Raw genomic sequence first — 25,742 nt, forward strand, 5'->3', positions numbered from 1 at the left:
CCGATCAGCCCGGGGGATCCAGAATCGCGGCGGCTTGCTCGGCGGCCCCGGTGTTCCAGCCCGCATCGGGTAGGCCATTGTCGGGGGCGGCGTAGGAGTACGGGTCGAGCGTGGAGAGGTTGGCCATGGCTTGCGGGCCGACGGCCTGCACCACCTGCCAGTTCTTGTCAGCGTGTGCGGCCGCGTCTTCGAAAGATTTGGCGCTGTAGTCGGCGTTGAGCGCCATATTGATCGGATTGTCCGCAAGGGTTTCGCCCCACGTCCGCTCCTTGATCTCCGCGCTGGACAGGTGGGGATTGCCGAGCAGGTGGGTATACATCTGCTTGAACGTGTCGGAGCCCTGCTGCTCCATCATGTAATAGCGGCCTGCCGCCAATCCCACCGCTTCGGCGATCGAGTTGCCGGACTGCACCAGATATCGCACGCCCCAGGACCACCGCTCGGTGAATTCCTCGAACCCCTTCTGCACCACGGCTTTCCCGGCCTCCAGCCCGGACATGGTGAGCAGCGCGAAGCCACGCCCCGAGGACGCGGTCTCCTTGACCCCGATCTCCGACAGCTCGCTGATGATCCCGGTGATCCCCTGTGCCGCTTGAATCAGCACTTCCGGTGAGACTTTCAGCTCATCCGCCACGAGTGCCCCGCTTCGTCGTTCGACATTCCGGGCCCGTCATCGAAGACGGTTGCGGACACGCTTCCGGCGCGGTGTCCACCGTGAACGACTCGCGCAGAGCAGGTGGGTTGCCGAATCCGGTGTAGAACGAGTCGATCATGAAAGCCAGCCTCCCCCAATGCTTCTGGCGATCGCGCCCCCCTTGGGCGATCAATCAGCAGCATAGCGAGGTGGGAGCTACTCTGCCAGTGGTGGTATCGCAGTCGCAGAACCCATCGCATACCGGCTACGGCATCGGCAGCTCCAGCCGATCAAACGAGGAACCCTATGGTTGATCGCGACTATCTGTTGTCGCAGGAAGAACTTCCCCTTCGTTTCGACTTCAAGTTCAGACCTTGGCGCTACAAACTATCGTTATCGGAACTGGAATTGCGAAGCTTCGACAGAGGTGCAGCTCCGGTATTCGTATCCATTAGATTCCACGCAGTCATCGCCATGCAATTGAAGACGGTCTTCACTTCGCTCACTCTCGCCAATGCCGATACCTCGCAATCTGCCGAGCTGCGACGAATTGCAGACATCGATGACAGCAGGTGGTCCCGAGTGCGGTGCTTCGCGCTGAGCTCCACAGGAGTGGACAGCCTTGTTGCGTGTACCGGCTACGCGGTCCGTATCTACCCGACCGGGTTTCCGGCAGACGGCCGGGGGAACTTCGGTCGGTGAGCGAGGGTTGGTGGTTGTCGTGTTCAGTCGCGAGTGAGGTGATGGCGCTACGGGGGTCAGCCGTCGGCCTGGGTGGTTGTCGGTGGGGCCGTGGTGGGGGAGGGGGTGCGGGTGGTGTTGTCGTGGGCGTTGGTGGTGGGGAGGTCGGAGTCTTCGAACTCGCCCTCGTAGGTGGGGCGGGTGCGTGGGGGGTTCACCGTGCGGGTGGGGAGTGTGGTGCGGGGTGGGCGGGTGGTGGTGGGGGTGGAGTCCTCGGTGGTTGTCTCGGGGGACTCCGTGGTCGGTTCCGGCGGGCGGGATTCGGTGGTCGCCTCGGTCGGGTGGGGGGCGCTGGACGGATCGTCCGGTGCGGGGGTCTCCGAGGGGGAGGTCTCGGTGGAGCTGAGGCTGAAGGGCTTGCGCGGCGACATGTACGGGGCGATGCGCCAAGTCGGCGACGGTGGGATCGAGACGCGGACCGTGGTGGAGGTCGGGTCGTCGGCGACCTGGCTCGGTGCCGCGGCCAGTCCGGCCTGCAGCGGTGGCGGCGTCACGTAGACATCCTGCTGTCCGACGCCGCACGCACCGATCACGATCAGTCCTAGCGACACCGCGCCAACAGCGATTGCCGGACCTACGAGCTTGGCCCTGCTGTCTTCCATCGCCTTGTACTCCTCGTCGGCTTCGGGTCGCCTCACAGTAGTGCAGCCCGGGAAAATCGGCTCATTGTAAACATGAATGATTCAGATATCGGATTGGTCTCGTAAGCGTGTCGTGGTGACGTGTCGCGGGCTTTCGTAGCGAGAGGGTCGTAGCGTGTGTGAGCAAAGTTACGCATGAGACGCCCGGACCGAAACCCCTGACGCGCGAGGTTTGCGCGACGCAAGAATCAGATCGGCGTCATCGAGGAGAGTCTGATGGGAGCTTATTCGACACCCCGGCTGGAAACGGCCGAGGCGAACCCCGATCCGGCCACCGAGGCCCCCGAGACACCCGACACCGCAACCCCGCCGGGCAACGGCGCGTTCGCTGTTGTGGCCCGGGTACTCGGCTGGTTGTTCTTCGTCGGCGGACTCGTCGGCGCAGGCCTCGGCATCGCCGGGCTGCACGTGGAGATCACGGTGGCGGGCCTGATCCTGGCCTGCACCGCGGGTCTGATCCTGCTCAAGCTGCGCGCCGATCAGGAGCCGCGCGAAACCGCCTGAGCCACTACGAAATCCGATTCCACCACCGACGGCTGAGCGCTACCGTCGATGTGGTGCGAATCGATATCACCGGTGACGCCGCCCGGTTCCTGCCCGAGGCCGAAACCTTCCTGCGCCGTGATGCCTTGCGCAACACGGTGATCGCGAGCAGCGTCGTCAATCAGATCAACGGCAACTTCTCGGGCACCCGCTTCCTGGCGGTGCGCGACGAGGACGTCGTCGGGCTCGCCCAGTGCACCGATGACGGCCGCGCCTACCTGGGCGACCTGCCCGCCGCGAGCATTCCGTCCGTGGTCGACACCCTCGTCGAGCACATCGAGAACCTGCGTAGCGTCGAGGGTTCCAGCGCTGAAATCGACGCATTCCTCGCCCATTGGTCGGCGGCACACCGCGGCACGCACCGCCTGGACTACACCGCGCGGCTCTACCGGCTCGAAACCCTGCACGCGCCCGAGGTTCCCGGCCGCGCCCGCCAGGCCACCGCGAGCGACGTGGAGCTGTGCCTGGAATGGTTCGCCGACTTCGACCGCGAGATCGGTGCCGTGCGTGTGCTCGACGAAGAACGGGCGCTGCGGCTGATCGGGCGCGGGTGGTGGTGGTTGTGGGAGGTCGACGGCGCACCGCGCAGCTTCGTCGCCCGCCAGACCGGGGTGTTCGGCTGGGCGCGGATCGGGCCGGTCTACACCCCGGCCCCGTTGCGCGGCCACGGGTACGCCAGCGCGCTCACCGCGGCGGTATCGGCGGCGATCCGGGCCGAAGGCGCCGACGTGTGCCTGTTCACCGACCTGGACAACCCCACCTCGAACAAGATCTACGAGGCAATCGGATTCCGGCCCGTGCGCGACTTCCTGAACTACGAACTCAGCCACTGAGCGCGGTGAAGATCACCCAGCCGACGGCGACGAGGAGCGCCATCAGCGACAGCCAGCCCATGACCGAGCCCTGCCAGCGCGAGGTCCGCTTCGGACCGAGATAGGCCTCCGCGACGGACTTCTCCGGCTTCTTCCTCGGCGCCTGCCGAGGCGGGGCTTGCCACTGCTGTGGTGGGGGATAGCTGGGCCGATACGCGGCCGGCGCGGGCGCCTGGTGCACCGGAAAACCCGGTGCGGCAACGGGAGCGGTGGGCACTCGGCCGGCGGCAACGGGGGCGGTGAGCGCTTGGGCGGCGGCAGCGGCGAACTCCGCGCAGGTGGCGTACCGGTGTTCGCGGCGCTTGGCCATCGCGCGCGCCAGCACCGCGTCCATCGCCGGTGACAGATCGGGACGCAAGGCGCTCGCACGCGGCGGCGGCTGTTGCAGATGACCCTGGATCACCGACACCGGATTCGGCGCATCGAAGGGGGTGGCCCCGGTGAGCAGCCGAAACAGGGTGCAGGCCAGCGAATACTGATCGGCGCGACCGTCGAGCGCGACGCCGGTGAGCTGCTCGGGCGAGGCGAAAGCCAGGGTGGCGGTGAAGCTTCCGGTCTGGGTGAGCTTCGCGGCGTTGTCGTCGTGCAGGCGGGCGATGCCGAAATCGGTGAGATACACCCGTTCGGCGCCGTGCACCGATTCGATCAGGATGTTGGCCGGTTTCACATCGCGGTGCAGCACGCCACGGCTGTGCGCGAAGTCCAGCGCCGCAGCGGTTTCGGTGACGATGTGCACCGCCCGCGCCGGGTCGACCGGATCGGGCAGCGACGCGGCGTCGGCGCCGTCGATGTAGCGCATCGAGATCCACAGCTGGTCGTCCTCGACACCCCGGTCGTACACGGTGACGATATTCGGGTGCTCGAGCTGGGCGACCAGGTCGGCCTCCCGTTCGAACCTGGCCCGGATCTCGTTGTCGAAGAACAGCTCCCGGTTCAGCAACTTCATCGCGGTGCGCCGGGGCAGGCGCGGGTGTCTGGCCAGATACACCGAACCCATGCCGCCACGGCCGAGCAGCCGTTCGATGGTGTACCCGGCGAAGACGCCCGTCGTCTCCTGCATCAGTTCAGCGGGGCCGAACGCCACCAGCGCAGCACGTCCTCGGGCTCGCCGTAACTGTCGGTGTACATCAGGAACTGGGCCCGATCCGGGTCGCCGGTGAACACGGTGATGATCTTGTTTCCGTTGTCGGAGTACTTGTAGTTGGTGTACTGCTTACCGCCGTTGGTGTCGGTCGACTTGGTGTTGGCGGGCAGGCCGTCGATCACCGCCTGCACGTCGGCGGCCGAGTTGTACACGTAGAAGCGGTAGAACGGGTCGTTGTCCTGCTCGTCACCGCCGCCGTAGCAGCGCCACTGCCACGCCCACGAACCGAACTGGGGATCGCCGTCGTTGTCCGTCGGGGTGTAGCTGGGATCGGTCTCCCAGCAGGTGGCGCCGTTGTAGCCGGTCTCGCTGTCGGCATCGGGCGGAACCATCCGGCCGAACTCGGCGCTGATCGCGGCGGCGTCGGGGGTGACGTGCTTGGCCGCGGCGGTCGTGGTCGTCGACGTGGTCGCCGTGGTGCTCGAATCGCCGCCGCTCGCCGCGACACCGATGCCGATGAGCAGGGCGAGCACCAGCACGACGGCGATCACGATGCCGACGATCAGCCCGGTGTTGGACTTCGACGGCGGCCGCTGCGGGTACTGGGTGTAGTTGCCGCCCGTGGGCTGACGCGGCGCCGCGAACTGCGGGTGCGACTGCTGGCTGTAGGCGCCGCCGGTGTGTGGTGCGGGTGTCTGGTTGCGCATCGGCGGCGCGGTCATCGGGCCCTGGGTGTGCGCGGCGGTACCCATCGGACCGGCCGTCATCGCGTTGCCGGTCATTCCCGCGCCCGTCATCGGGCCCTGTGCCGCAAGGGGATACGGCGAACCGGTCTGTGGAATCGCGCCACCCGTGGTGGGCCGAGGGCCGCCGGTGATCGGCATCCCCGGGCCCGTGCTCGGCCGGGCGAGCGGCAGCGCGGGCGAGCTCGGATTGTTCAGCGCGGCGATCGCGGCGGCGGCGAAATCCGAACAGGAGGCGAACCGGTCGTCGGGACGCTTGGACATCGCCTTGGCCAGTACACCGTCGAGCGCGGGCGGCAGACCCGGACGCACACTGCTCAGCGGCGGCGGCGGTTGCTGCAGATGACCCTGGATCACCGCGGCCGGGTTGGTCGCCGCGAAGGGGCCCGAACCGGTGAACAACCAGAACAGCGTGCAGGCCAGCGAGTACTGGTCGGAGCGGTGATCGAGGGAGGCGCCGGTGAGCTGCTCGGGGGAGGCGTAGGCGAGGGTGGCGGTGAAGGTGCCGGTCTGGGTGAGATGACCGGTGTCGTCACGCAGGCGGGCGATACCGAAGTCGGTGAGATACACGCGTTCGCCGCGGCCCGCGCCCGAGCGGGCGAGCAGGATGTTGGCTGGTTTCACGTCGCGGTGCAGCACGCCCATGCCGTGCGCGTAGTCCAGCGCGTCGGCGGTCTCCTTCACGATCTGCAGTGCGCGCGCAGGAGGCAGGGACTGCGGTTCCACCGAGGCGGCATCGATACCGTCGATGTACTGCATGGAGATCCAGAGCTGCTCGTCGTCGAGGCCGCGGTCGTAGACGGTGACGATGTTCGGGTGATCCAGGCGCGCGACCAGGTCGGCCTCGCGTTCGAAACGCGCACGCACTTCCTGGTCGAAGAACATCTCGCGGTTGAGCAGTTTCAGCGCGGTGAGCCTCGGTAGGCGCGGGTGCTTGGCGAGATAGACCGAACCCATGCCACCGCGGCCGAGCTGCCGTTCGATGACATAACCGGCGAAGACATCTCCGTTGGCCAGCATGTCTGCTCCACTTCCCGCCGTGCGCCGGGACCCACCAGCGCACGCGCGTACCGAAAATCATCGAAACCATAGCAGTCGGTGACCACACCGACGGGTGCCCGCGAACAGCGGGCACACGATCACGGTGGGCGCCGGTGCTGCGGCGGCACGATGTAGCCGGGATGGTTACGGCCACCGGGGAAGTCGATGGTTCCCGGCCGGGTGGCCGGGCGCCGCGGCGGGACCGGATTCCCACCCGTCGACGGGCGCTGGGTATGCGGCTGCGCGACGTGCGGATACGGCTGCGCGGGCGTCGACGGTCGTGGCACCGGATAGGGCCGCGGGGTTTCCCTGGCGCGCAGCACCACACCACTCGAGGTGTACTGCGGCTGGTGATGCCACGGTCCCGGCACGGCGAACAACGCCGCCTTGGCCGCGTCGGCGAACTCGGTGCAACTGGCGTACCTGGCCGCCGGGTGCTTGGCGGTCGCCCTGGCCAGCACCGCGTCCAGCGTCGACGGCAGGTCGGGACGCAGACTGCGCAGCGGCGGGACCGGGGTGCTCATGTGCGCCTGGATCACCGCCGCCGGGCTCGGGCCGGGGAACGGAACCGAGCCGGTGAGCATCCAGAACAGGGTGCAGGCCAGCGAGTACTGGTCGGCGCGATGATCCATCGGGCCACCGGCCAGATGTTCGGGTGCGGCGTAGGCGAGGGTGGCGGTGATGGAGCCCGCCGAGGACAGGGTGGTCTCGCTGTCGCGCACCGCCGCGATGCCGAAGTCGGTGAGGACCACCCGCTCCGGGCGGCCGATGGGCGGTTTGGCGAGCAGGATGTTCGCCGGCTTCACGTCGCGGTGCAGGACACCGCTCGCGTGCGCGAAGTCGAGCGCGGTGGCGGTCTCGGCGGCGATCTGCACGGCGCGGCCGGGGGTCAGCACGTTCACATCGGCGGTCGCCACATCGGTACCCGCGACGAACTGCATGGAGATCCACAGCTGATCGTCGTCGGTGCCGCGGTCGTAGACATTGACGATATTGGGGTGCTCGAGCTGGGCGACCAGGTCGGCCTCGCGCTCGAACCGGCGGCGGATCTCCTCGTCGGACGACAGATCGCGACTGAGCAGCTTCAACGCGGTGAGGCGAGGCAAACGCGGATGCCGGGCCAGATACACCACGCCCATGCCGCCGTGGCCGAGCACACGCCGGATCGTGTAGCCGGCGAACACGTCGCCTTTGACCAACACGCGAAGTCACCCCCTCCAGGGCAGAGCACCCGTCGAAATTCTACCGATGTATCTCCTGCCGCCTCCCACACGCAACATCTTCCGACCTTGTCGGTGCCGCGGATTAGGGTGTCAGCTATGCGCATTGGAGCACACGTTCGCGACGAGGGCGATCCGATCGGATTCGGCGAGAAGCTCGGCGCCGAGGTCATCCAGATGTTCGTAGTCGATCCGCAGAGCTGGGACAAACCGCAGCCGCATCCGAAGGCGGCCGAGATCCTGGCCAGCCCGATCGACGTCGTCGTGCACTCGTCCTACCAGATCAATGTGGCCAGCCTGAACAACCGGCTGCGGATGCCCTCGCGCAACGCGGTCGCCCAGCAGGCGAAGGCGGCGGCCGAACTCGGCGCGTTCGGCCTGGTCGTGCACGGCGGGCACGTGCGCTCCGACGCCGAAATCGACACCGGAATCGACAACTGGCGCAAGCTGTTCGAACGCCAGCAGGACAAGGGCGGCTTCGCCGTGCCGATCCTGATCGAGAACACCGCGGGCGGCAACCACGCGATGGCACGGCATTTCGACTCGATCGCCCGGCTGTGGGACGCCGTCGGCGACTACGGTGCCGGATTCTGCCTCGACACCTGTCACGCCTGGGCCGGTGGCGAGGAACTCGTCGGCGTGGTCGAGCGGATCAAGGCCATCACCGGCCGGATCGACCTGGTGCACCTGAACTCGTCGCGCGACGAGTTCGACTCCGGTGCCGACCGGCACGCCAACTTCGCCGACGGCACCATCGACCCGCAGCTGCTCGCCGAGGTCTGCCGCACCGCGGGCGCCCCGGTCATCCTCGAAACCCCCGTCGACGGTGTCGCCGACGACCTGGCCTACCTGCGGGAAACCCTGGGCTGAGGACGTTTCGGATCAGCCGGAGAGAAAACCTGTCTGTCCGGGTGGATTCGCGGTGTGCTTGTCGCCTACCCCGAATCCACACAGACAGAGGTGATCACCCATGACGGTCGACCAGGCCACCCTGACCGTGACCAAGCTCGGCGCCCACATCGGCGCCCAGGTCGACGGTGTCCGCCTCGGCGGTGCGCTGGACGCGGCGACCGTCGACACGATCCGGCGCGCACTCAACGAGCACAAGGTGATCTTCTTCCGTGGCCAGGACCACCTCACCGAAGACGGTCAGCACGAGTTCGCACAACTGCTCGGCAGCCCCACCACCCCGCATCCCACAGTGAAGTCGCAGGGTGTGAAGAGCCTGGCCATCGACTCCGAGAACGGGCGCGCCAATTCGTGGCATACCGACGTGACGTTCGTCGACCGGATCCCGAAGGCGTCGATCCTGCGGGCGGAGTATCTGCCCACCTACGGCGGTTCGACGACCTGGGCGTCGACGGTGGCCGCCTACAACTCGCTGCCCGAGCCGCTGAAGCTGCTCGCCGACAGCCTGCGCGCGGTGCACACCAATGTCTACGACTACGCGGCGAAGAATGTGGAGCCGCTGCGGCCGAAGTCCGAGCAGTACCGGGCCGAGTTCCAGTCGACGTACTTCGAGACCGAGCATCCGGTGGTGCGGGTGCACCCGGAGACCGGGGAGCGTGCCCTGCTGCTGGGGCATTTCGTGAAGAACTTCGTCGGTCTGTCGACCAGTGAGTCCCAGGCACTGTTCCGCTTGTTCCAGGATCGAGTGACCCGGCTCGAGAACACCACCCGCTGGAACTGGGCCGACGGCGATGTCGCCATCTGGGACAACCGCGCCACCCAGCACTACGCGATCGACGACTACGACGACCAGCCGCGCCGCCTCACCCGGATCACCCTGGCCGGCGACATTCCGGTCGGCGTCGACGGACAGACCAGCAAGCCGCTGCAGGGCAACGCCGAGCACTACTCGATCATCGAGGAAGTCGAGCTGCTGGCCAGCTGAGCCCGACGGCCGGGCGACGCGCTAGAGTCGCGGGGTGGCGGATAAAGGTATTCGGCCGTTGGACGGTGTTCGTGTCCTGGAACTCGGTAACTACGTGGCCGCTCCCACCGCCGGTCGTATTCTCGGTGATTTCGGTGCCGAGGTCATCAAGGTCGAACGGCCCGGCACCGGCGACGAGCTACGGAATTGGCGGCTCTACGGCGGCGACACCTCGATGCTGTATCGCACGGTGAACCGCAACAAGAAGTCGATCGTGCTCGACCTGCGTACCCAGGCGGGCCGCGACGTCGTGCTCGACCTGCTCGCGCACTGTGATGTGCTGCTCGAGAACTTCCGGCCGGGAATGCTGGAGAAATGGGGGCTCGGGCCCGATGTGCTCGAGCAGGTCAACCCGAACCTGGTCATCACCCGGATCTCGGCCTACGGGCAGACCGGTCCGATGGCGTCGCGGCCGGGCTTCGCCGCCGTGGCCGAGGCCGTGGGTGGGCTGCGCGAACTCGTCGGCGATCCCGATCGGCCGCCGGTGCGCGTCGGGGTGTCCATCGGTGACTCCATCGCGGGCATCTACGCCGCGTTCGGCACCGTCATGGCCCTGTTCCAGCGCGAACGCATCGGCCGGGTGCCCCAGGCCGAACGCATCATCGACGTGGCGCTCAACGAGTCGATCCTGTCGGTGATGGAGTCGCTGGTGCCCGACCATCTGGCCTACGGCATCAACCGGGAACGGGTCGGCGGCCGCATGGAAGGCATCGCCCCGAGCAACGCCTACCCGACCAGCGACGGCTTCAGCATCATCATCGGTGGCAACGGCGATGCCATCTTCCAGCGATACATGCAGGTCATCGACCGTCCCGACCTGGCCGTCGACCCGGAACTGGCCGACAACGCAGGCCGCTGGCGCAATCGTGAGCGCCTCGACGCGGCCATTGCCGAATGGACGGTTCGCCACACCCGTGACGAGGCGCTGAAATTGCTCGACGCCGCGGCCATACCGTGCGGTCCCATCTATACCGCGGCCGATATCGTGGCGGATGAGCAGTATCGAGCAAGAAACATGATCCAGTCGTTCCCGGTCGAGGTGGGCGAGCCCGAACCCAAACAGGTGGGTTTCACCGGCATCGTCCCCGTGATCGGGGGTGAGTCGCTGCCGATCCGCAATGTCGGCCCCGACCTCGGCGAGCACACCAGGGAGGTGCTCGGTGGGCTGCTGGGGATGACCGACGATCAGATCGACGCGCTGGAGGCATCGTGACCAGACGAGTACACGGTCGGCGCCGCCCGCCGGTGCGCAGCAAGTGGGAACCGCGCGGCCCGGGCCATGTGCGTCCGACGGTGCACCCGACCCCGGCCAGTGTCGGTGACAAACCGTGCGGCGGGGTGATGTGCGTGCCCACGCAGGAACCGGAGCACCGGCGATGACCGCGCTGTTGCGCGATGTCACCCTGCGTGACGGGTTGCAGCTCACCGGCAAGGTGCTGCCGGTGGAGTACAAGATCGACGTGGTGCGCCGGTTGCTGGCCGCCGGCGTGCCCGCGCTCGAGATCGGTTCGATGGCCCGCCCCGATCTGGTCGCACCGATGGCCAATTCGCTCGAGCTGATTGCCGCCCTCACCCCCGACGAGCTGGCGAGATGCTGGGTGTGGGTGGCCACACCACGGCATGTGGAGAAAGCCGCCGAGGCGGGGGCGCGCAACTTCCAGTACTGCTTCTCGGTGTCGGACGCCCACAACAAGGCCAATATCGGGCGCGACACCGAGACCTCGGTGGCCGCCATGCCCGACGCGATCCGGCTGGCGCAGGAGGCGAACGGCTCGATCCAGCTGTGCCTGGCCACCAGCTTCACCTGCCCGTTCGACGGACCCGTCGATCCCGAACGGGTGCTGGCCATCGCCCGCGACCCACGCACCGAAGGCGCCACCGACATCGTCCTCGCCGACACCCTCGGCCAGGCCGCACCTGGCGAAGTGAGCGCACTGGTCGCAGCCGTCCGCGACACCACTCCGCCGCGCCGCATCGTCTTCCACGGGCACGACACCTGGGGCATGGGCGTGGCCAACACCCTCGCCGCGATCGAGGCGGGCGCGGCGATGGTCGACGGCGCCCTCGGCGGTCTCGGCGGGTGCCCGTTCGCACCGGGGGCCAGTGGCAACACCGCGACCGAGGACATCCTGTTCGCCACCCGCCCGTCCTGGTTCGATCCCGAGAAGCTGGCGCGGCTGGTCGGGCTGACCGAGGAATTGCTCGGCGAACTGGGCGAACCCAACCGCTCGCGCACCGCCGAGGGCGCACGGTCGAAAGCCGACGCCTTCGAGTGGGTCATCCGGTAGGTATCGGGGGGATCCCGGATGGCGCCGGTGACGGTCGGCCGCCAGACTGGACACCATGACTTCACACCCCATGGGGACCGAGGCCGTCGAGTCGGCGGCCGCTACCGAGATCGCCGCCGCAGCGCAGGACCTGGTGAAGCTGTACGGCTCGGGAGATACCCAGGTCAAGGCCCTCGACGGGGTGTCGGCCGACTTCGCGCGCGGCGAGTTCACGGCCATCATGGGACCCTCCGGTTCGGGCAAATCGACCCTGATGCACTGCCTGGCCGGGCTCGACAGCGCCAGCGGCGGTGAGGTCCGCATCGGTGACACCGCGCTCACCGGTCTGTCCGACAAGCAGATGACCGCGCTGCGCCGCGACCGCATCGGATTCGTCTTCCAGGCGTTCAACCTGGTTCCCACGCTCACCGCGCTGGAGAACATCACCCTCCCGCTCGACATCGCGGGCCGCAAGGCCGACCAGGACTGGCTCGATACTGTAGTGAAGCGGCTGGGCCTGGCCGACCGGCTCACCCACCGGCCGAGCGAACTGTCCGGCGGTCAGCAGCAGCGCGTGGCGTGTGCCCGCGCCCTGGTCGGCAAACCGGAGATCATCTTCGGTGACGAACCGACCGGCAACCTCGACTCGCACTCCTCCGGTGAGGTGCTCTCGATCCTGCGCGCCTCGGTCGACGAGTTCGGCCAGACCGTCGTGATCGTCACCCACGACCCGCGCGCGGCTGCCTACGCCGACCGGGTGGTGTTCCTTGCCGACGGCCGTATCGTCGACGAGCTGCGCGATCCGACGCAGGACTCGATCCTCGACCGGATGAAGGCGCTGGAGACCAAATGAGCAACCCGATGCGCAGGGTCGCCTTGCGTAATCTCGCCGCGCACAAGGTGCGGTTGGCACTGACGGTGCTGTCGGTGGTGCTCGGCACCGCGTTCATCTCCGGGTCGTTCGTGTTCACCGACACCCTGCAGCGCACCTTCGACGGGATCTTCGCCGGTCAGGCCGAGGGTGTCGACGTGCGGGTCGGCCCGAAGGACCAGCAGTCGCTCGGCGTGCCGAACAATATTGTCTCCGCGCTGGCCAAGGCCGAGGGCGTCGAACGCGTCGCGCCGGCGGTGAACGGCCCGGTCGTGCTGCTGCAGCCCGACGGCAAGAAGGCCGTCCAGACCGGTGGCGCACCGAGTTTCGGCCTGTCGTACCTGCCGCCGGACAAGGCCGTCGAGGAGCCGGAGAAGTTCGTGGCGGGCGCGCCGCCGTCGCAGCCGGGCGAGATCGCGCTCAACACCGGCGGTGCCGAGAAGGCCGGGCTGAAGGTCGGTGACAAGACCAAGGTGCTCGTCCCGTCGTCCAAGGACGAGCCGATCGATGTGACGCTCACCGGCATCTACGAGATGCCGGGCGCCGAGGGCGGCGGGGTGGTCGCGGTGATGTTCACCGAACCGCAGGGCCGCAAACTGTTCACCGACGGCAATTACGTGGCCTACGCCGATCTGCGTGCCGCACCGGGTGTTTCGGCCGACGACCTGCGCGACCGGCTCGCCACCGGTCTGCCGAACCTGAAGGTGCAGAACGCCGACGAGGTCCGCGAGGACATGAAGAAGGAGATCTCCGAGGCCCTCACCTTCATCAACTACTTCCTGCTCGCCTTCGGTGCGATCGCCCTGATCGTCGGCACCTTCATCATCTACAACACCTTCTCGATGATCGTCGCGCAGCGCTTGCGTGAGCTCGCGTTGCTGCGCGCGATCGGGGCCAGCCGGCAGCAGGTCGGCCGGTCCGTGGTCGCCGAGGCCGTGGTGATCGGGCTGATCGGCAGCGCGATCGGCCTGGCGGCGGGTATCGCGCTGGCGTTCGGGTTGTCGGCGTTGCTCAATGCCTTCGATCTCGGTTTGCCGACCGGTTCGCTGACGGTGCTGCCGCGCACCGCGATCGTCGCGCTGCTCGTCGGGTTGCTGGTTACGGTGGCCAGTGCCTATGCGCCCGCTCGCCGCGCCGCGAAGGTTCCGCCGGTGGAGGCGATGCGATCGGAATTCGCCAGTGCTGGTGAGTCGTTGCGGGTGCGGACCGTCATCGGTGCGGTGCTCGCCGTGGCAGGCGGTGTGCTGGTGTATCTGGGTGCGCAGGGCACAGGCAAGAGCGCGGCGATCACCGTCGGAGTGGGTGCGCTCGGCCTGATCCTGGCCGTCCTGCTCGCCGCGCCCGCGCTGTCGCGGCCGGTGGTGGTGGTGCTCGGTGTGCTCACCCGGCCGTTCGGGCCGATGGGCCGGATGGCGCGCAACAACGCGGTGCGCAATCCGCGCCGCACCGCCGCCACCGCCTTCGCGCTGACGCTGGGTCTGATGCTGGTCTCGGCCATCGGCATCCTCGGTGCGTCGGCGAAAACCAGTGTGGACGTGCTCATCGACAAGGGCGTGAAGGCCGAATACGTGCTGGCAGGTCCGCCGATGATCGGTGCGGCGATCGGCGCGGTCGACGCGGTGCGCCAACAGGTTCCGCAGGTCAGTGATGTCACCGGCATCCGCGCGGTCGGGTTCCGGCTCGGCGACGAACGGGTCGGGGCGACCACGCTCGACGGGCCGATCGACCCGGTGATGGACATCGAGATGCGCGAAGGCTCGAGCACCATCGCCGAGAAGGGCCTGCTGGTCGGCGAAACCGAAGCGGCCGACCGTGGTTGGGAGCTCGGTGAGAAGGTGACCATCACCAGCCTCGACAATGCCCAGCTCGAGTTGACCGTCGGCGGCATCTACGTCGACTCGCCACTGCTCGGTTCGATGGTCGTCGACCCGCGCCTCTACGAGCAGTTGATGCCGCAGAAGTCGCGCACCAACGTGATCGTGCTGGTGAAGGCGGTGCCGGGCGCGGATCTCACCGCCATGCGGGCCAACCTCGAGAAGGCCACCGAGCCGTTCGCCGTGGTGCAGGTACAGGACCACGAACAGTTCAAGGGCGCACAGGGGCAGCAGATCAATACGCTGCTCGCCATCCTCTACGGACTACTCGCCTTGGCGGTGGTGATCGCCGTGCTCGGCATCATCAACACCCTCGCGCTGTCGGTGGTGGAACGTCGCCGGGAGATCGGCATGCTCCGCGCCGTCGGCACCCAGCGTTCGCAGATACGCCGCACGATCTACCTGGAATCCATGTTGATCGCGATCTTCGGCGCCATCGTCGGGCTGATTCTCGGCGTTGCCCTCGGCGTCGGATTCCTGCGCACCTTGCGCGATATGGGCATCGATCAGATCGATATTCCGTGGTCGCAGCTGGTGGCGATGCTGATCGCCTCGGGTGTGGTCGGTGTGCTTGCGGCGGTGTGGCCGGGTGTGCGGGCCGCGCGGACGCCACCGTTGGCGGCCATCGCGGATCTGTAGGAGCGGTCGGCCTTTTCGGCCCCCGGGCAGTGATTTCCCGGGGGCCGCGTGCCCGTCGGTCTGGGGTCAGGCCGGGTAACGATCGAACCAGTCGCGGGTGGGCTGGCCGTGCTCGTCTCGTGGTGGGGTGAGGCCGAATTCGGTGCAGTAGTCGGTGGCCAGGCGTTCGAGGACCGGGCGGGCGTCGACGGTGCGGGACCAGCGGTGCGGCAGGGCGCCACGGCCGTAGCGGGCGCCGAGCAGACTGCCCGCGATCGAGCCGGTGGCGTCGCTGTCGCCGGAGTGGTTCACCGACAGCAGCAGCCCGGTGCGGACGATCACGTGGCCGGGTCCGCCGACCGTCTCCGCCGCCAGCATCGCGTACACGGCGATCGCGAGTGCCTCGGGGCCGATCCAGCCCTCGCCCAGGGTCTCGAGGTCTTCGGGGCGTGGCACGCGCGCGGGCCGTGCGGTGCGGGCGGCCAGGGTGATCGCCGCGTCGAGGGCGGCCGTGGTCTCCTCGTGGTGCGGGTAAGTGGCGAGTTCGGCCAGTGCCCGCTCGAGTGCGGTCTTGGTGCCGATTCCCCGGCTCATCTGGTAGACCAGCGCGGCCAGCACGCCCGCGGGCAGCCAGCCACTGGGGTGTCCGTGGGTGAGGGCGGCTGTGTCGCAGCCCAATTCGAAGATGGCGGTGAGTGCGGCACCGGAACGGTCGGCGGCGTAACCGAATCCGCACGGAGCCGACCGCATCAGCGCGCCGCTGCCCTTGGAATTGTTGATCGGCCGGTCGCGGGTGCCCAGCGGGTTCGTCGGCTCCCGTCGCTCGGCCGCCGCGCGCAGCGAGGTGTACACCGAGTTCGCGACGCCGCGCTGTTCGACCAGCTCGCGATGACCGGCCAGGGAGCTGTGCAGGGCGGTCGGTTGCTCGGGCAACTCACCCACCTGCCCGCGCAACCACACGAGCATCCCCTGCTGCAGCAGACCGAGCGTCGCACCCCCGATGCCCTTGGCCCGCGCGCGCACCGAACCCCGGATGAGGGCCTCCACGGTGAATGCGGTCAGCTGCGTCTCCTCGGAGATCCGGAGCTGGTCGGCCTCGTCGGTCACCCCGAGGTAGCCGTACTCGTCGCGGATCTTGCGCAGGGACATGGTCTCGATCGGCGCTCCGAGTGCGTCCCCGATCGCGCCACCGATCAGGCAGCCGTGGACGGCGTTCAGCCATTCCGCCGGGCCCTGTGACCGAGCGGTACCGGTGCGCTGCGCGTTGCCGCTGTCCGAGTGCGGTTTTTGCTGGGCAGGGGATGCGTGCGATCGCGATGGCGAACTATCGGCGGTGCCGGTGTGGATCACCGGGATACCTGTCGACGCGGTCGGGTTTGCGGTGGGTGTGGCCGTTCCGGTGGCGGGGTGAGCGGCGGTGCTGTGGTGAACGGGCCGGCTGACGGCGGTGGGGTCGCTGTGGCGATGTGCCTGCGGGTGGTCGCCGGTGTGTGGCCGCACTGCCGGTTGCTGACCGGTGTGCGGTGGCCGGCGGAGCGCCTCGGTGAGCGCGGTCGCGAAGGCGGTGCAGGTGGGGAAGCGGTGGGCCGGGTTCTTCGCGAGGGCTTTGGCCAGGACCGCGTCGACGGCGGCGGGGAGGCTGGTACGCCGCGAGCTCGCCGACGGTGGTGGGGCGTTGAGATGGCCGAGCATGACGGTGGCGGGGTTGGGCGCGTCGTAGGGACCGGCGCCGGTGAGCAACCGGAAAACGGTGCAGGCCAGAGAGTATTGGTCGCCGCGTCCGTCGAGTGGTTCGCTGCTGAGCTGCTCCGGGGAGGCGTAGGCGATGGTGGCGGTGAACTGGCCGGTGCGGGTCAGGCCGCCGGTGTCGTCGAGGAGCTTGGCGATGCCGAAATCGGTGAGCACCACCCGTTCGTCGAAACCCGCGCCGACGCCCGCCGTGCGGGAGAGCAGGATATTGGCCGGCTTCACATCCCGGTGCAGCACACCCCGGCGGTGCGCGTAGTCCAGCGCGCCCGCCGTCTGGGTGACGATCTGGGCGATGCGGTCGGTCCCGAACTCCGCCGCCGGAACCGCCGCCGCGTCCGTTCCGTCGACGAACTGCATGGCGATCCAGCACCGTTCGTCCTCGACGCCACGGTCGTAGACGGTGATGATGTTCGGGTGATCGAGCTGGGCGATCACATCGGCTTCACGCTCGAACCTGGCCCGGATCTCGGTGTCGGCGAACAACTCCCGATGCATGAGCTTGAGCGCGGTGAGGCGTGGCAACCTGCGGTCCTTCGCCGCGTACACCGCGCCCATCCCGCCGCGCCCCAGCTCTCGTTCGATGACGAAACCGGCGAAAACCGCCCCGCGCCGCACCATCGCTCACCCCGTTCACCGAATCCGATCGTTGGCAGCCTAATCGGTCGCGTGCTTTCGCCGAGTCGTTGTCACACCGCCGGTGCGTGGGTGTGCGCCCACCGGGTGATGTCGCCGCGGTCGAGCGCGGTGGCGAGCAGGTCGGGGAATTTGTCCGGGGTACAGGCGAAAGCCGGGATGCCGAGCGCCGCCAACGCCGCCGCGTTGTCGTGATCGTAGGCCGGTGCGCCTTCGTCGGAGAGCGCGAGCAGCACCACCACCTGCACGCCCGATTCCTTCATCGCATTGCACCGGCGCAACATCTCCTCGCGCACCCCGCCCTCGTAGAGGTCGGAGATGAGCACGAAGAGGCTGTCGGTGGGCCGGGTGATGAGCGACTGGGAGTACGCGATGGCGCGATTGATGTCGGTGCCACCGCCGAGCTGGGTGCCGAACAGCACGTCGACCGGGTCGCTGAGCTGTTCGGTGAGATCCACGACCTCGGTGTCGAACACCACCAGTGAGGTCTTCAGCGACCGCATCGAGGCCAGCACCGCACCGAACACCGAGGCGTAGACCACGCTGGCCGCCATCGACCCCGATTGGTCGATCGCGAGCACCACGTCGCGCTGGATCGCCTGCGACTTGCGGCCGTACCCGACGAGTCGCTCGGGCACGATGGTGCGGTGTTCGGGCAGGTAGTTGGCCAGGTTCTTGCGGATGGTCCGGTCGAAATCGATATCGCGCAGTTTCGGGCGGTGGGTGCGCGCGGCCCGGTTGACCGCGCCCGACACGGCGGCCACCGTCTTGGCCGCGATGCGCCGCTCGATCTCGCGCACGACCTTCTCCACCACCATGCGGGCGGTCGCCTTGGTGGTCTCGGGCATCACCCGGTTGAGGCCGAGCAACGTACCGACCAGGTGCACGTCGGGTTCCACCGATTCCAGCAGTTCCGGTTCCAGCAGCAGCTGGGTGAGGTTGAGCCGCTGCACCGCGTCACGTTGCATCACCTCGACCACGGTGGCGGGAAAATAGGTGCGGATGTCACCGAGCCAGCGCGCCACCCGGGGAGCCGAACCACCCAGTCCGCCGGACCTTTTCGCCGACGTACCGGCCTCCCCGGTGTTGTACAGGGCGCTCAGTGCCTGATCCATGGCCTGATCCGTCCCCGACCCCAGTCCGCCGAGTTGTTCCTCGGCGGCCGAGCCGAGTACGAGACGCCAACGGCGCGCATGAGTTTCGTCGTTACCGGTCATGGTTGACGCTCCTGATGATCGAGCCGGGTTCGCCGGGCGGGGTGAGGACTCGCGCCCCGAGACGCGATGTCCGCAGATCGTGAAGTGGTGGCCGAGCCGACGTGCGTACCCCGTTCGTCGTACGGGCGGCTGTTGCCGGGAAGGCGAAGACTGCGCTCATCCCGCGGCGCTCAGAATGGTCGCGGCGGCGCGGAGGGCCAGCTGTCCGCGTGCCGGGTCGACAGCCGTGGCGTTCGCGGCGGTGGCCGGTGCGGGGCCGGTGTCGCGCAGGGCTTGGCCGATGGCGCGGCGTTCGCCCGATTCGAAGGAACCGAAAGTGCGGCGCAGCAGGGGCAGAGTGGCGACGAACTGGTCTTCGGGGAGTTCGCGCAGCCAGTCGTCGATGCGGCGCAACAGGTCTCGGTCGTGGACGAGCAGGAGCCCTCGGCCGCCGAGGAATCCGTCGATCCAGGCGGCCTTGGCCGCGGGTGTGTTGCCCACCGACAACGCCGCCGAGAGCCGGCGCGCCGAATCGGCGTCGTCGATGCGTTCGGCGTCGCACAGCAGTCGTACGGCACGCCCGCCGATGGCGCCGTGCACGTCGTCGCGGTCGGCGATGCGGTGCAGAGTGGCCAGCCACTCGGTGGTCGAGCGGGTGTCGTCGCGGGTGCTGACGGCGTTGTGGGCGGCGTCGATCTGGCGGCGCAGCGCCTCGGCGGCGTCGGTGTCCAAGCCGGTCACCGCACCGGGGAGACCGGCGCAGATGCGGACGAGCAGGCCGTCGGCCACGTGCTCTAGCGCCTTGGTGTCGGTGCCGCGCACGTCACCGTAGCGCAGGGTGCGGGTCAGGCCGGGCAGGGCGCCGAGCAGATGGGTGACGTCGTGGTCGAGGGCGGCAGCCGCCTTCAGGCGGGCGATCAGACCGTCGGTGGCGCCGCCGAGGTCGGCGAGCAACGCCGTCTCGAGCGCGTCGGCGAGTTCGGTGACCGACACACCGTCGCGGCTCGCGGTGTCGAGGATCTTGGCTTCCGCTGCCGTGCGCAGGGTGGTGCCCCACACGGCGGCTTCCACGATGCGCACCTCGAACTCCGGTTCCCAACGCAGCGACCAGGTTTCGCGGAAAGTGCCGGTGCTGCGCACCTCACCGACGGTCGGGGTGCCCCACTCGACGCCGAGCAGCCGCAGCCGGTGCAGCAGGTGCGAGCGTTCGACGTCGCGTTCCTTACGCAGATCGAGGTCGACCGTGCGGATGAGGGCTTCCTGCTTGAGCCGAAGGGTTTTGATGCGCGCCCGCAGATCGGCGGCCAGCGGGACGGTCGGCGTGTTCTCCGGTACCGCACCGAGCGTTTCGCCGACGACGAGTTCGTCGACGACCAGCCGCAGCATGGTCTCGTCCCCGCCGCACATCACCGACCGCACGGCCTCGGTGACCTCCGACAACCCCGCCAGCGGCCTGCCGCGCAGCGCGGCGAGCGTGTCGGCCAGGCGAACCGACTCGATGATGTGCGCGCTCGACACCGGCAGATCGTGTGCGCGCAGCACCCCGGCGACCTTCGTCAACCATCGCGCCACCGGCCGCTGGGTCTCGGTGAACAAGTGGTGATACCAGCCGGGTGAAGTGACTCCCGCGCCGTATCCCGATCCCGACGCCAGCCTGGAATGTGTCCACGGCACCCAGGTCAACGCCGCTTTCGTCTTCGGAAGTCCCTTCAGCAGCCGCATATCCGGCGCGGCCGGACCCAGCGGCCCCACCAGCGCAGGCGCATGCCAGGCCCCGCACACCACCGCCACCCGACGAGCCCCGCCCTTGAGCACCTGCCGCATCGTCTGGCGCATGTACGCCTCGCGCCGCAGGGTGTGCTCGTCGACCACCAGCGGCCCGACCCCCGCCGCTTCGGGCAGCAGATGCTCGAGCCCAGCACCCGCCACCGATTCCCGGTCGGACGACGTCAGCGGATCGGTCGATGTCACCGGGTCGCCCGCTTCGGTGCGGGTCGCGGGCTCGTCCGAGCTGATCGGAGGTGTGGGTTCGTTTGTGCCTGTCGGCGCATGCGGGTCTGCCGAGCGGGTCGGTGCGGTGGGTGTGGCCGGGTTCGTGCTGGTCGGGGCGTCTTCGCGCAGGGCCGCCATGGCTTCGGTGATGGCGTCGAAAGCAGCGGTGTCGGGGACGGATTCGACGACGGCATCCCACCAGCGTTCGGCGTCGTCGAAGCCCGCGGCCGAGGCCAGGGCGGCCAAAGGGTCGGTGCGGTCGACGCGGGTGTCGTCTTCGATGGCAAGGACGTTGGTGGCGGGCAGGTCGCAGAAGCGGACCGGGACACCGTTGTCGACGCCGTAGCGCATGGCCTGCCACTCCGGGGAGAACACCGCGAAGGGCCAGAAGGCGGCGCGGGCCGGGGAATCCGGGACATAGGCCAGCAGGGCGACCGGTGGGCTCATCGTGTCGGCGGCGACGAAACCGACGAGCGGATCGGCGTCGGCGGGCCCCTCGATGAGGATCGTGTCCGGCCGGAACTCCTCGAGCGCCTGCGCCAACGACCGTGCCGACCCCGGCCCGTGATGACGGATACCGAACACCCGCGTCACGGGTTCACCGGCCACCGGCTCGTCCCGCGCCTGATCCAGCCGGGTACCGCCTGTTTGTTCGCTCATCGAAAACCCCATGTGTGCTGTGTGATCCGTCCTCCCCGTCGCGCGGGTCTCAGCCGGCGATGTCGCGGCAGGCGCGGTAGAAATCGGCCCAGTCGGGGCGTTCACGGACGACGGCCTCGAGGTATTCGGTCCAGATCACCGCATCGGCGACCGGGTCCTTGATGACCGAACCGAGTACGGCGCCCGCGATGTCGGAGGCGCGAAGCACACCGTCGCCGAAGTGGGCCGAGAGGGCGAGACCGTTGGTGATCACCGAGATCGCCTCGGCGGTGGACAGCGTGCCCGACGGCGACTTCAGCTTGGTTCGCCCGTCGGCGGTGATGCCCGATCGCAGTTCCCGGAACACCCGGACCACGCGCCGCACCTCCTCGGCGGCGGCCGGGACCGTCGGCAACTCCAATGCGGCACCGAGTTGTTCGACCCGGCGGCTGACGATCGCCACCTCGGAATCCTCGTCGGCGGGCAGCGGAAGTACGACGGTGTTGAAGCGGCGGCGCAGCGCCGAGGACAGATCGTTGACACCGCGGTCGCGGTCGTTGGCGGTGGCGATCACATTGAAACCCTTGGCCGCCTGCACTTCCGCACCGAGTTCGGGGACGGGAAGCGTCTTCTCGGACAGGATGGTGATGAGCGCGTCCTGCACATCCGAGGGGATGCGGGTGAGTTCCTCGATCCGGGCGATCGCGCCGGTGCGCATGGCCGTCATCACCGGCGACGCCACCAGCGCCGCATCGCTGGGCCCCTCGGCGAGCAGCCGCGCGTAGTTCCAGCCGTAGCGGATGGCTTCCTCCGCCGTCCCCGAGGTGCCCTGCACCAGCAGGGTCGACTCACCACTGATGGCCGCCGAAAGATGCTCCGACACCCAGGTTTTCGCGGTGCCGGGCACTCCGAGCAACAGCAGCGCGCGATCGGTGGCCAGCGTCGCCACGGCCACCTCCATCAGCCTGCGGGGACCGACGTACTTGGGTGTGATGACCGTGCCGTCGGCCAGCGTGCCGCCGAGCACATAGGTGACCACCGCCCACGGCGACAACTTCCACGACGGCGGACGTGGCCGGTCGTCGACGCGCGCCAGCGCGATCAGTTCGTCGGCGAAGGCCTGCTCGGCGTGCGGGCGCAGCAGGGTGGTTGTGGATTCGGTCGTCGTCATGACAGCTCCTCGAGCATGGTGGCGCGTTCGGTGAGATCGGTGGCGAGGGTGCGGAAGGCCTGATGCCAGGCGGGGTCGTCGGTCGCCTCGGCCAGCGCGGTGACGCGGGCGGCGAGGCCGACGGGTAGGTGGACGCCTGCCGCGGTGAGCAGGGCGCGATCGGTGTAGACACCCGCACCGGAATGCGGGTGACGTGCTGTGGTGCGGGCGCGTTCGCCGAGCAGTCGCAGTACGTGGGTGGCGACCCGGTCCGGCCAGGGGTGGTCGAGTCCGGGCAGGATCGCGTGCAGTTCGGTGAGCTGATGCGCGTCCAGGTCGAGCACGTGCTCGACACGGTCGGCGGGATCGAGCAGCGTGAACAGTTCGCGGCGGCGCAGCACCGCCTGTTCGGTCGGGGTCGCCCGGGCGAAGAGCTCACGTGCCCAGGTGGTGTCGCGGGCGGCGAGGGTGGCGTCGACCCAACCGTCGACGATCGCCTTGGCATAGCGCACAGGCAGTGCGAGTGCGAGTGCGGCCGCGGCAGTGTTGTCGGGGGTGGTGCCCAGAATTCGCGTCCACGCCGAGAGCGGTGCCGCGGCGATCACCTGGTGCAGGGTCTGCACCGATGCGTCGGAGGTGTCCCAGCGCAGCTTCGGCTGTTCGGTGCCGTCGGTGATGCCGTCGCGGCGGGCTTGCGCGCCCGCGTCGGCGGGGACCTCCACCTCGAGCCCGCCGTCGGAGCCGACCCGGACCCACGCCGTGAGCAGGGCGGTCATCCTGGCGCCGTACGCGGAATCGGGGAGCCGGGCGAGCAGACCGGCGGCCGTGCGCCGTACGTCGCCGCGCCGGTCGTCGAGCGCTCGTTCCAGGAGTGCTTCGTCGGCGGCGTTCGCACCGATGCCGAGCAGGCCGAGGAGTTCGGCTTTGATCGACCCCGATTCCTTGGGCCACGCGCTGGTCAGCACCTCGAGGCCGCGCGCCGGGTCGGTCCGGCGCAGGTCGGCGAACCAGTCCTTGCGTTCACCCGGAGTGCCGAACAGCCACACATCGTGCGTGGCATCGACCTCGACGGATTCGCCGTCGACCACCGGCGAATCCGCAGCGGTTGGATCATCGGCCCCGGCCGACGATTCGTGGCGGGACGCAGTGCTCTCCCCGGTTGCGGCCCGGTCGACGGGAAACTCGTCGACCAACTTCGACCAGGCCGGATTACGCGCCGCCAGCCACCGTCCCCGCCGCCCGGCCAACCGCAGCAGCGGGCCACGCAGCGCGGGATCCGAGGCCGCCGACAAGGCCTGCACACACAGCACATCGGGCAAACGGAAGTCGAAGGGTTCGGCGGCAGCGAACCATTCGGGAAGAAACGCCGACTTCTCCCGGAGCAGACGGCCGAGCCGATCGGCCGACCGGCGCGGAAGCAACGGACGTGGATCATCCAGTGCGGGTTCCGGTTTCGGCGCCGTGCCGGGTACACGCCCGCCTCGCAGGTACAGATCCTGCAACGCGGCGGTCTCGAGGAGCTTGGTCGCGGTGTCCCCACCGCGCTGCGGCACCGCGCCCGCGACCGCCGGATCGAGGTGCACACCGTCGAGCCCACGGCGCGCGGTACCGAGCAGGGCGATCGAAACGAGTTCGGCCAGTTCGGGACTCGCGGCCGAACCGGTGGGGAATTCGGTTTCGAGGTCGTGCACCTCGCCCGCGCTGAACACCGACACCGGGTCGAAGCCCTCGGCCGACCACTGGCCGGCCACCGTCACCGGATGACCACCCGACACCGCGACCAACCGCCACGGCCGGACCCCGGTGGGCAGGGGCAGCGCGGTGCCCTCGGCATCGACCAGATGCCAGCCGTGCTCGTCGATCGCGGGGACCACATCGGTGAGCAGTGCGGGAACGGAACGCACCAGCGGGTCCTCGCTCAGCGCGGTGGCGTAGGCATCGAGCGCATCGCCGATCGTGGTACCGGCGGCCGGGACGGTGGTGAACGGTTCGGGTGCGCTGTGGCGTGCACCCCAGTGCACTCGCAGCGGGACAGGGCCGGGGTAGTAGTGCACTTCCGCGTCGACCTCGTTGCCCGGTGCGGGCACCTCACCGGTGAAATTCGGTGTGCCGAAGGAGTGTTCGACCAAAAGCGCCCACCGGCCGCTGCCACGGCCACGCAACCAGGTGCGTCGCGCATAGAGCCGTTCCTCCTCGCTCACCCGCATGCCTAGCACCTGCCAACGGTCGCGCACCGCCGGTTCGGCGAGCACGGTCTCGGCCTGCACCGGGTAGCCGATGTGGGAGCGGACGCCTGCTTGCAACGGTTCCGGCAACGCGTCGAGGGTGCGGTGGGCGAGGACGAGCAGATGCAGCCGGGCGTATTCGCGCAGCAGCAGCTCGGGCCAGTGTTCGGTGGTGGCCACCGCAGAGGGCAGCCTGCGGAGTGCCTCCGCGATCCGGGGCGCCTGGGCATCGACCATGCGGGCCGCCACGGCCTCGTAGGCGGCATAGGAGCGGTCGGTCTGGGCGAGGCCGGTGCGAACCTGGTCGGTGAGCCACACCTGCAGCTCCGCCAGCCCCGCCGATACCCGACCGCGCCGCTGCTCGACCGCCGCGGCCGAGGGCGCCGACTTGGCCTTCGGCGCGGCGGTGGCCTTGGCGGCCCGGCCCGCGAGCCACTCGGCCGCGAAATCGGCGGGAGCGTCCCGCGTCGGCACCGCGCCGCTCGACCATGCCAGCAGCAACGACAGGGCGTGCTTGCAGGGAAACTTCCGGCTCGGGCACGAACACTTGTACGCGGGCCCGGAGAGATCGACGATCGTCTGGTAGGGCTTGGCCCCGCTGCCCTGGCACAGCCCCCACACCGCGTTCCCGTCGGCGCCGGTGTCGCGCCAGCGACTCGCCAGCTTGCGCGCGGCAGCCACCGAGCTCGCGTCGGGTGCGAGCGCACGGACCTGGTCCTCGGTCCACAGCGCGGATGTGTCGGTCATCGGTTCCCCCGTTCTCTGTCGCCGAAATATCTACCCGAGCCCACCGACAACTTCGCCCGTTCACGGTGAAGGACCTGGAAAACCCTGGTGCCGTGGAAAATTCGCGCCTCACCTCTTGCTGTGTGGGGCGAACTCTGGCATTCTGACCTGTTCGGCTCGACCGGACCGCCCGGGCCGCTCAACGCAGCGTAGCGCGGGTGAGAGCACCTCATCGAGCTGCCCGCCGGGGTGGGCGAGGGGTGGACATCGAGGGCCGGTCGCGGCGCCACGATGGCCATTCCACTCCCGCGGGCAGATTCGCTGGGGCGCAGCGCATCCCCTGGGCGAAC

19 protein-coding genes are annotated in these 25,742 nt (G+C 68.8%); 9 read left to right on the forward strand and 10 right to left on the reverse strand.

Going from position 1 to position 25,742, the window contains the following annotated elements:
- Nucleotides 1-4: 4 nt before the first annotated feature.
- The gene (locus tag AB0F86_RS13745) at nt 5-604 is read right to left on the reverse strand and encodes a hypothetical protein (RefSeq protein ID WP_356985658.1); all 600 of its coding nucleotides are present in this window, start codon (nt 602-604) and stop codon (nt 5-7) included.
- Between the two features lie 336 nt (nt 605-940).
- Between AB0F86_RS13745 and AB0F86_RS13750 the strand changes: the two genes are divergently transcribed.
- On the forward strand, nt 941-1,336 hold the full coding sequence (locus tag AB0F86_RS13750; protein ID WP_356985660.1) for a hypothetical protein: 396 nt from the start codon (nt 941-943) through the stop codon (nt 1,334-1,336).
- A 56-nt stretch (nt 1,337-1,392) separates the two neighbouring features.
- Here AB0F86_RS13750 and AB0F86_RS13755 read toward each other — a convergent pair whose 3' ends face one another.
- On the reverse strand, nt 1,393-1,977 hold the full coding sequence (locus AB0F86_RS13755) for a hypothetical protein (RefSeq protein ID WP_356985661.1): 585 nt from the start codon (nt 1,975-1,977) through the stop codon (nt 1,393-1,395).
- A gap of 255 nt (nt 1,978-2,232) precedes the next feature.
- On the opposite strand from AB0F86_RS13755, the gene AB0F86_RS13760 reads away from it, so the two are divergent.
- Nucleotides 2,233-2,520 (forward strand): hypothetical protein, encoded by a 288-nt coding sequence (locus AB0F86_RS13760; RefSeq protein WP_067637588.1) that lies wholly within the window; start codon nt 2,233-2,235, stop codon nt 2,518-2,520.
- A gap of 53 nt (nt 2,521-2,573) precedes the next feature.
- Complete coding sequence (locus tag AB0F86_RS13765) at nt 2,574-3,392, forward strand: GNAT family N-acetyltransferase (RefSeq protein WP_356985664.1); 819 nt, start codon at nt 2,574-2,576, stop codon at nt 3,390-3,392.
- On the opposite strand, the gene AB0F86_RS13770 is transcribed toward AB0F86_RS13765, so the two are convergent.
- The 3 genes from AB0F86_RS13770 to AB0F86_RS13780 all read right to left on the reverse strand — a co-directional run bounded on the left by AB0F86_RS13770 (nt 3,382) and on the right by AB0F86_RS13780 (nt 7,501).
- Nucleotides 3,382-4,491: a serine/threonine-protein kinase gene (locus AB0F86_RS13770; protein WP_356985666.1), complete on the reverse strand. Its 1,110-nt coding sequence runs from the start codon at nt 4,489-4,491 to the stop codon at nt 3,382-3,384. The genes AB0F86_RS13765 and AB0F86_RS13770 overlap by 11 nt on opposite strands.
- Nucleotides 4,491-6,278, reverse strand: a complete 1,788-nt coding sequence (locus tag AB0F86_RS13775) for a protein kinase (RefSeq protein ID WP_356985668.1) — start codon at nt 6,276-6,278, stop codon at nt 4,491-4,493. Before AB0F86_RS13775 ends, AB0F86_RS13770 begins: the two co-directional genes overlap by 1 nt.
- Nucleotides 6,279-6,397: 119 nt before the next feature.
- Nucleotides 6,398-7,501: a protein kinase gene (locus AB0F86_RS13780; protein ID WP_356985669.1), complete on the reverse strand. Its 1,104-nt coding sequence runs from the start codon at nt 7,499-7,501 to the stop codon at nt 6,398-6,400.
- 117 nt (nt 7,502-7,618) lie between these two features.
- On the opposite strand from AB0F86_RS13780, the gene AB0F86_RS13785 reads away from it, so the two are divergent.
- From AB0F86_RS13785 to AB0F86_RS13810, 6 genes are all read left to right on the forward strand, one after another.
- Nucleotides 7,619-8,389, forward strand: coding sequence for a deoxyribonuclease IV (locus tag AB0F86_RS13785; protein WP_067491328.1), 771 nt, complete (start codon nt 7,619-7,621; stop codon nt 8,387-8,389).
- 100 nt (nt 8,390-8,489) lie between these two features.
- On the forward strand, nt 8,490-9,413 hold the full coding sequence (locus AB0F86_RS13790) for a TauD/TfdA family dioxygenase (protein ID WP_356985672.1): 924 nt from the start codon (nt 8,490-8,492) through the stop codon (nt 9,411-9,413).
- Nucleotides 9,414-9,462: 49 nt separating this feature from the next.
- Nucleotides 9,463-10,665, forward strand: a complete 1,203-nt coding sequence (locus tag AB0F86_RS13795; RefSeq protein WP_356985811.1) for a CaiB/BaiF CoA-transferase family protein — start codon at nt 9,463-9,465, stop codon at nt 10,663-10,665.
- A gap of 163 nt (nt 10,666-10,828) precedes the next feature.
- Nucleotides 10,829-11,740, forward strand: a complete 912-nt coding sequence (locus AB0F86_RS13800) for a hydroxymethylglutaryl-CoA lyase (protein ID WP_356985674.1) — start codon at nt 10,829-10,831, stop codon at nt 11,738-11,740.
- Between the two features lie 55 nt (nt 11,741-11,795).
- Nucleotides 11,796-12,572, forward strand: a complete 777-nt coding sequence (locus tag AB0F86_RS13805) for an ABC transporter ATP-binding protein (protein WP_356985675.1) — start codon at nt 11,796-11,798, stop codon at nt 12,570-12,572.
- The gene (locus AB0F86_RS13810) at nt 12,569-15,103 is read left to right on the forward strand and encodes an FtsX-like permease family protein (protein WP_356985676.1); all 2,535 of its coding nucleotides are present in this window, start codon (nt 12,569-12,571) and stop codon (nt 15,101-15,103) included. The genes AB0F86_RS13805 and AB0F86_RS13810 overlap by 4 nt, the downstream gene beginning before the upstream one ends.
- A 66-nt stretch (nt 15,104-15,169) precedes the next feature.
- Here the strand turns inward: AB0F86_RS13810 and AB0F86_RS13815 are convergent, their stop codons facing one another.
- The 5 genes from AB0F86_RS13815 to AB0F86_RS13835 all read right to left on the reverse strand — a co-directional run bounded on the left by AB0F86_RS13815 (nt 15,170) and on the right by AB0F86_RS13835 (nt 25,413).
- Nucleotides 15,170-17,449, reverse strand: coding sequence for an ADP-ribosylglycohydrolase family protein (locus AB0F86_RS13815; RefSeq protein WP_356985678.1), 2,280 nt, complete (start codon nt 17,447-17,449; stop codon nt 15,170-15,172).
- 68 nt (nt 17,450-17,517) lie between these two features.
- Nucleotides 17,518-18,681, reverse strand: coding sequence for a VWA domain-containing protein (locus AB0F86_RS13820; protein WP_356985680.1), 1,164 nt, complete (start codon nt 18,679-18,681; stop codon nt 17,518-17,520).
- 156 nt (nt 18,682-18,837) lie between these two features.
- Nucleotides 18,838-21,312 carry a DUF5682 family protein gene (locus tag AB0F86_RS13825; RefSeq protein WP_356985682.1) on the reverse strand — a complete coding sequence of 825 codons (2,475 nt, stop codon included), beginning with the start codon at nt 21,310-21,312 and terminating at the stop codon, nt 18,838-18,840.
- 49 nt (nt 21,313-21,361) lie between these two features.
- Nucleotides 21,362-22,462, reverse strand: coding sequence for an AAA family ATPase (locus tag AB0F86_RS13830; protein WP_356985684.1), 1,101 nt, complete (start codon nt 22,460-22,462; stop codon nt 21,362-21,364).
- The gene (locus AB0F86_RS13835) at nt 22,459-25,413 is read right to left on the reverse strand and encodes an SWIM zinc finger family protein (RefSeq protein WP_356985686.1); all 2,955 of its coding nucleotides are present in this window, start codon (nt 25,411-25,413) and stop codon (nt 22,459-22,461) included. The genes AB0F86_RS13830 and AB0F86_RS13835 overlap by 4 nt, the downstream gene beginning before the upstream one ends.
- Nucleotides 25,414-25,742: the final 329 nt, after the last annotated feature.

Source organism: Nocardia sp. NPDC023733, from assembly GCF_040639775.1.
In the GTDB taxonomy this organism is placed as follows: domain Bacteria; phylum Actinomycetota; class Actinomycetes; order Mycobacteriales; family Mycobacteriaceae; genus Nocardia; species Nocardia rosealba.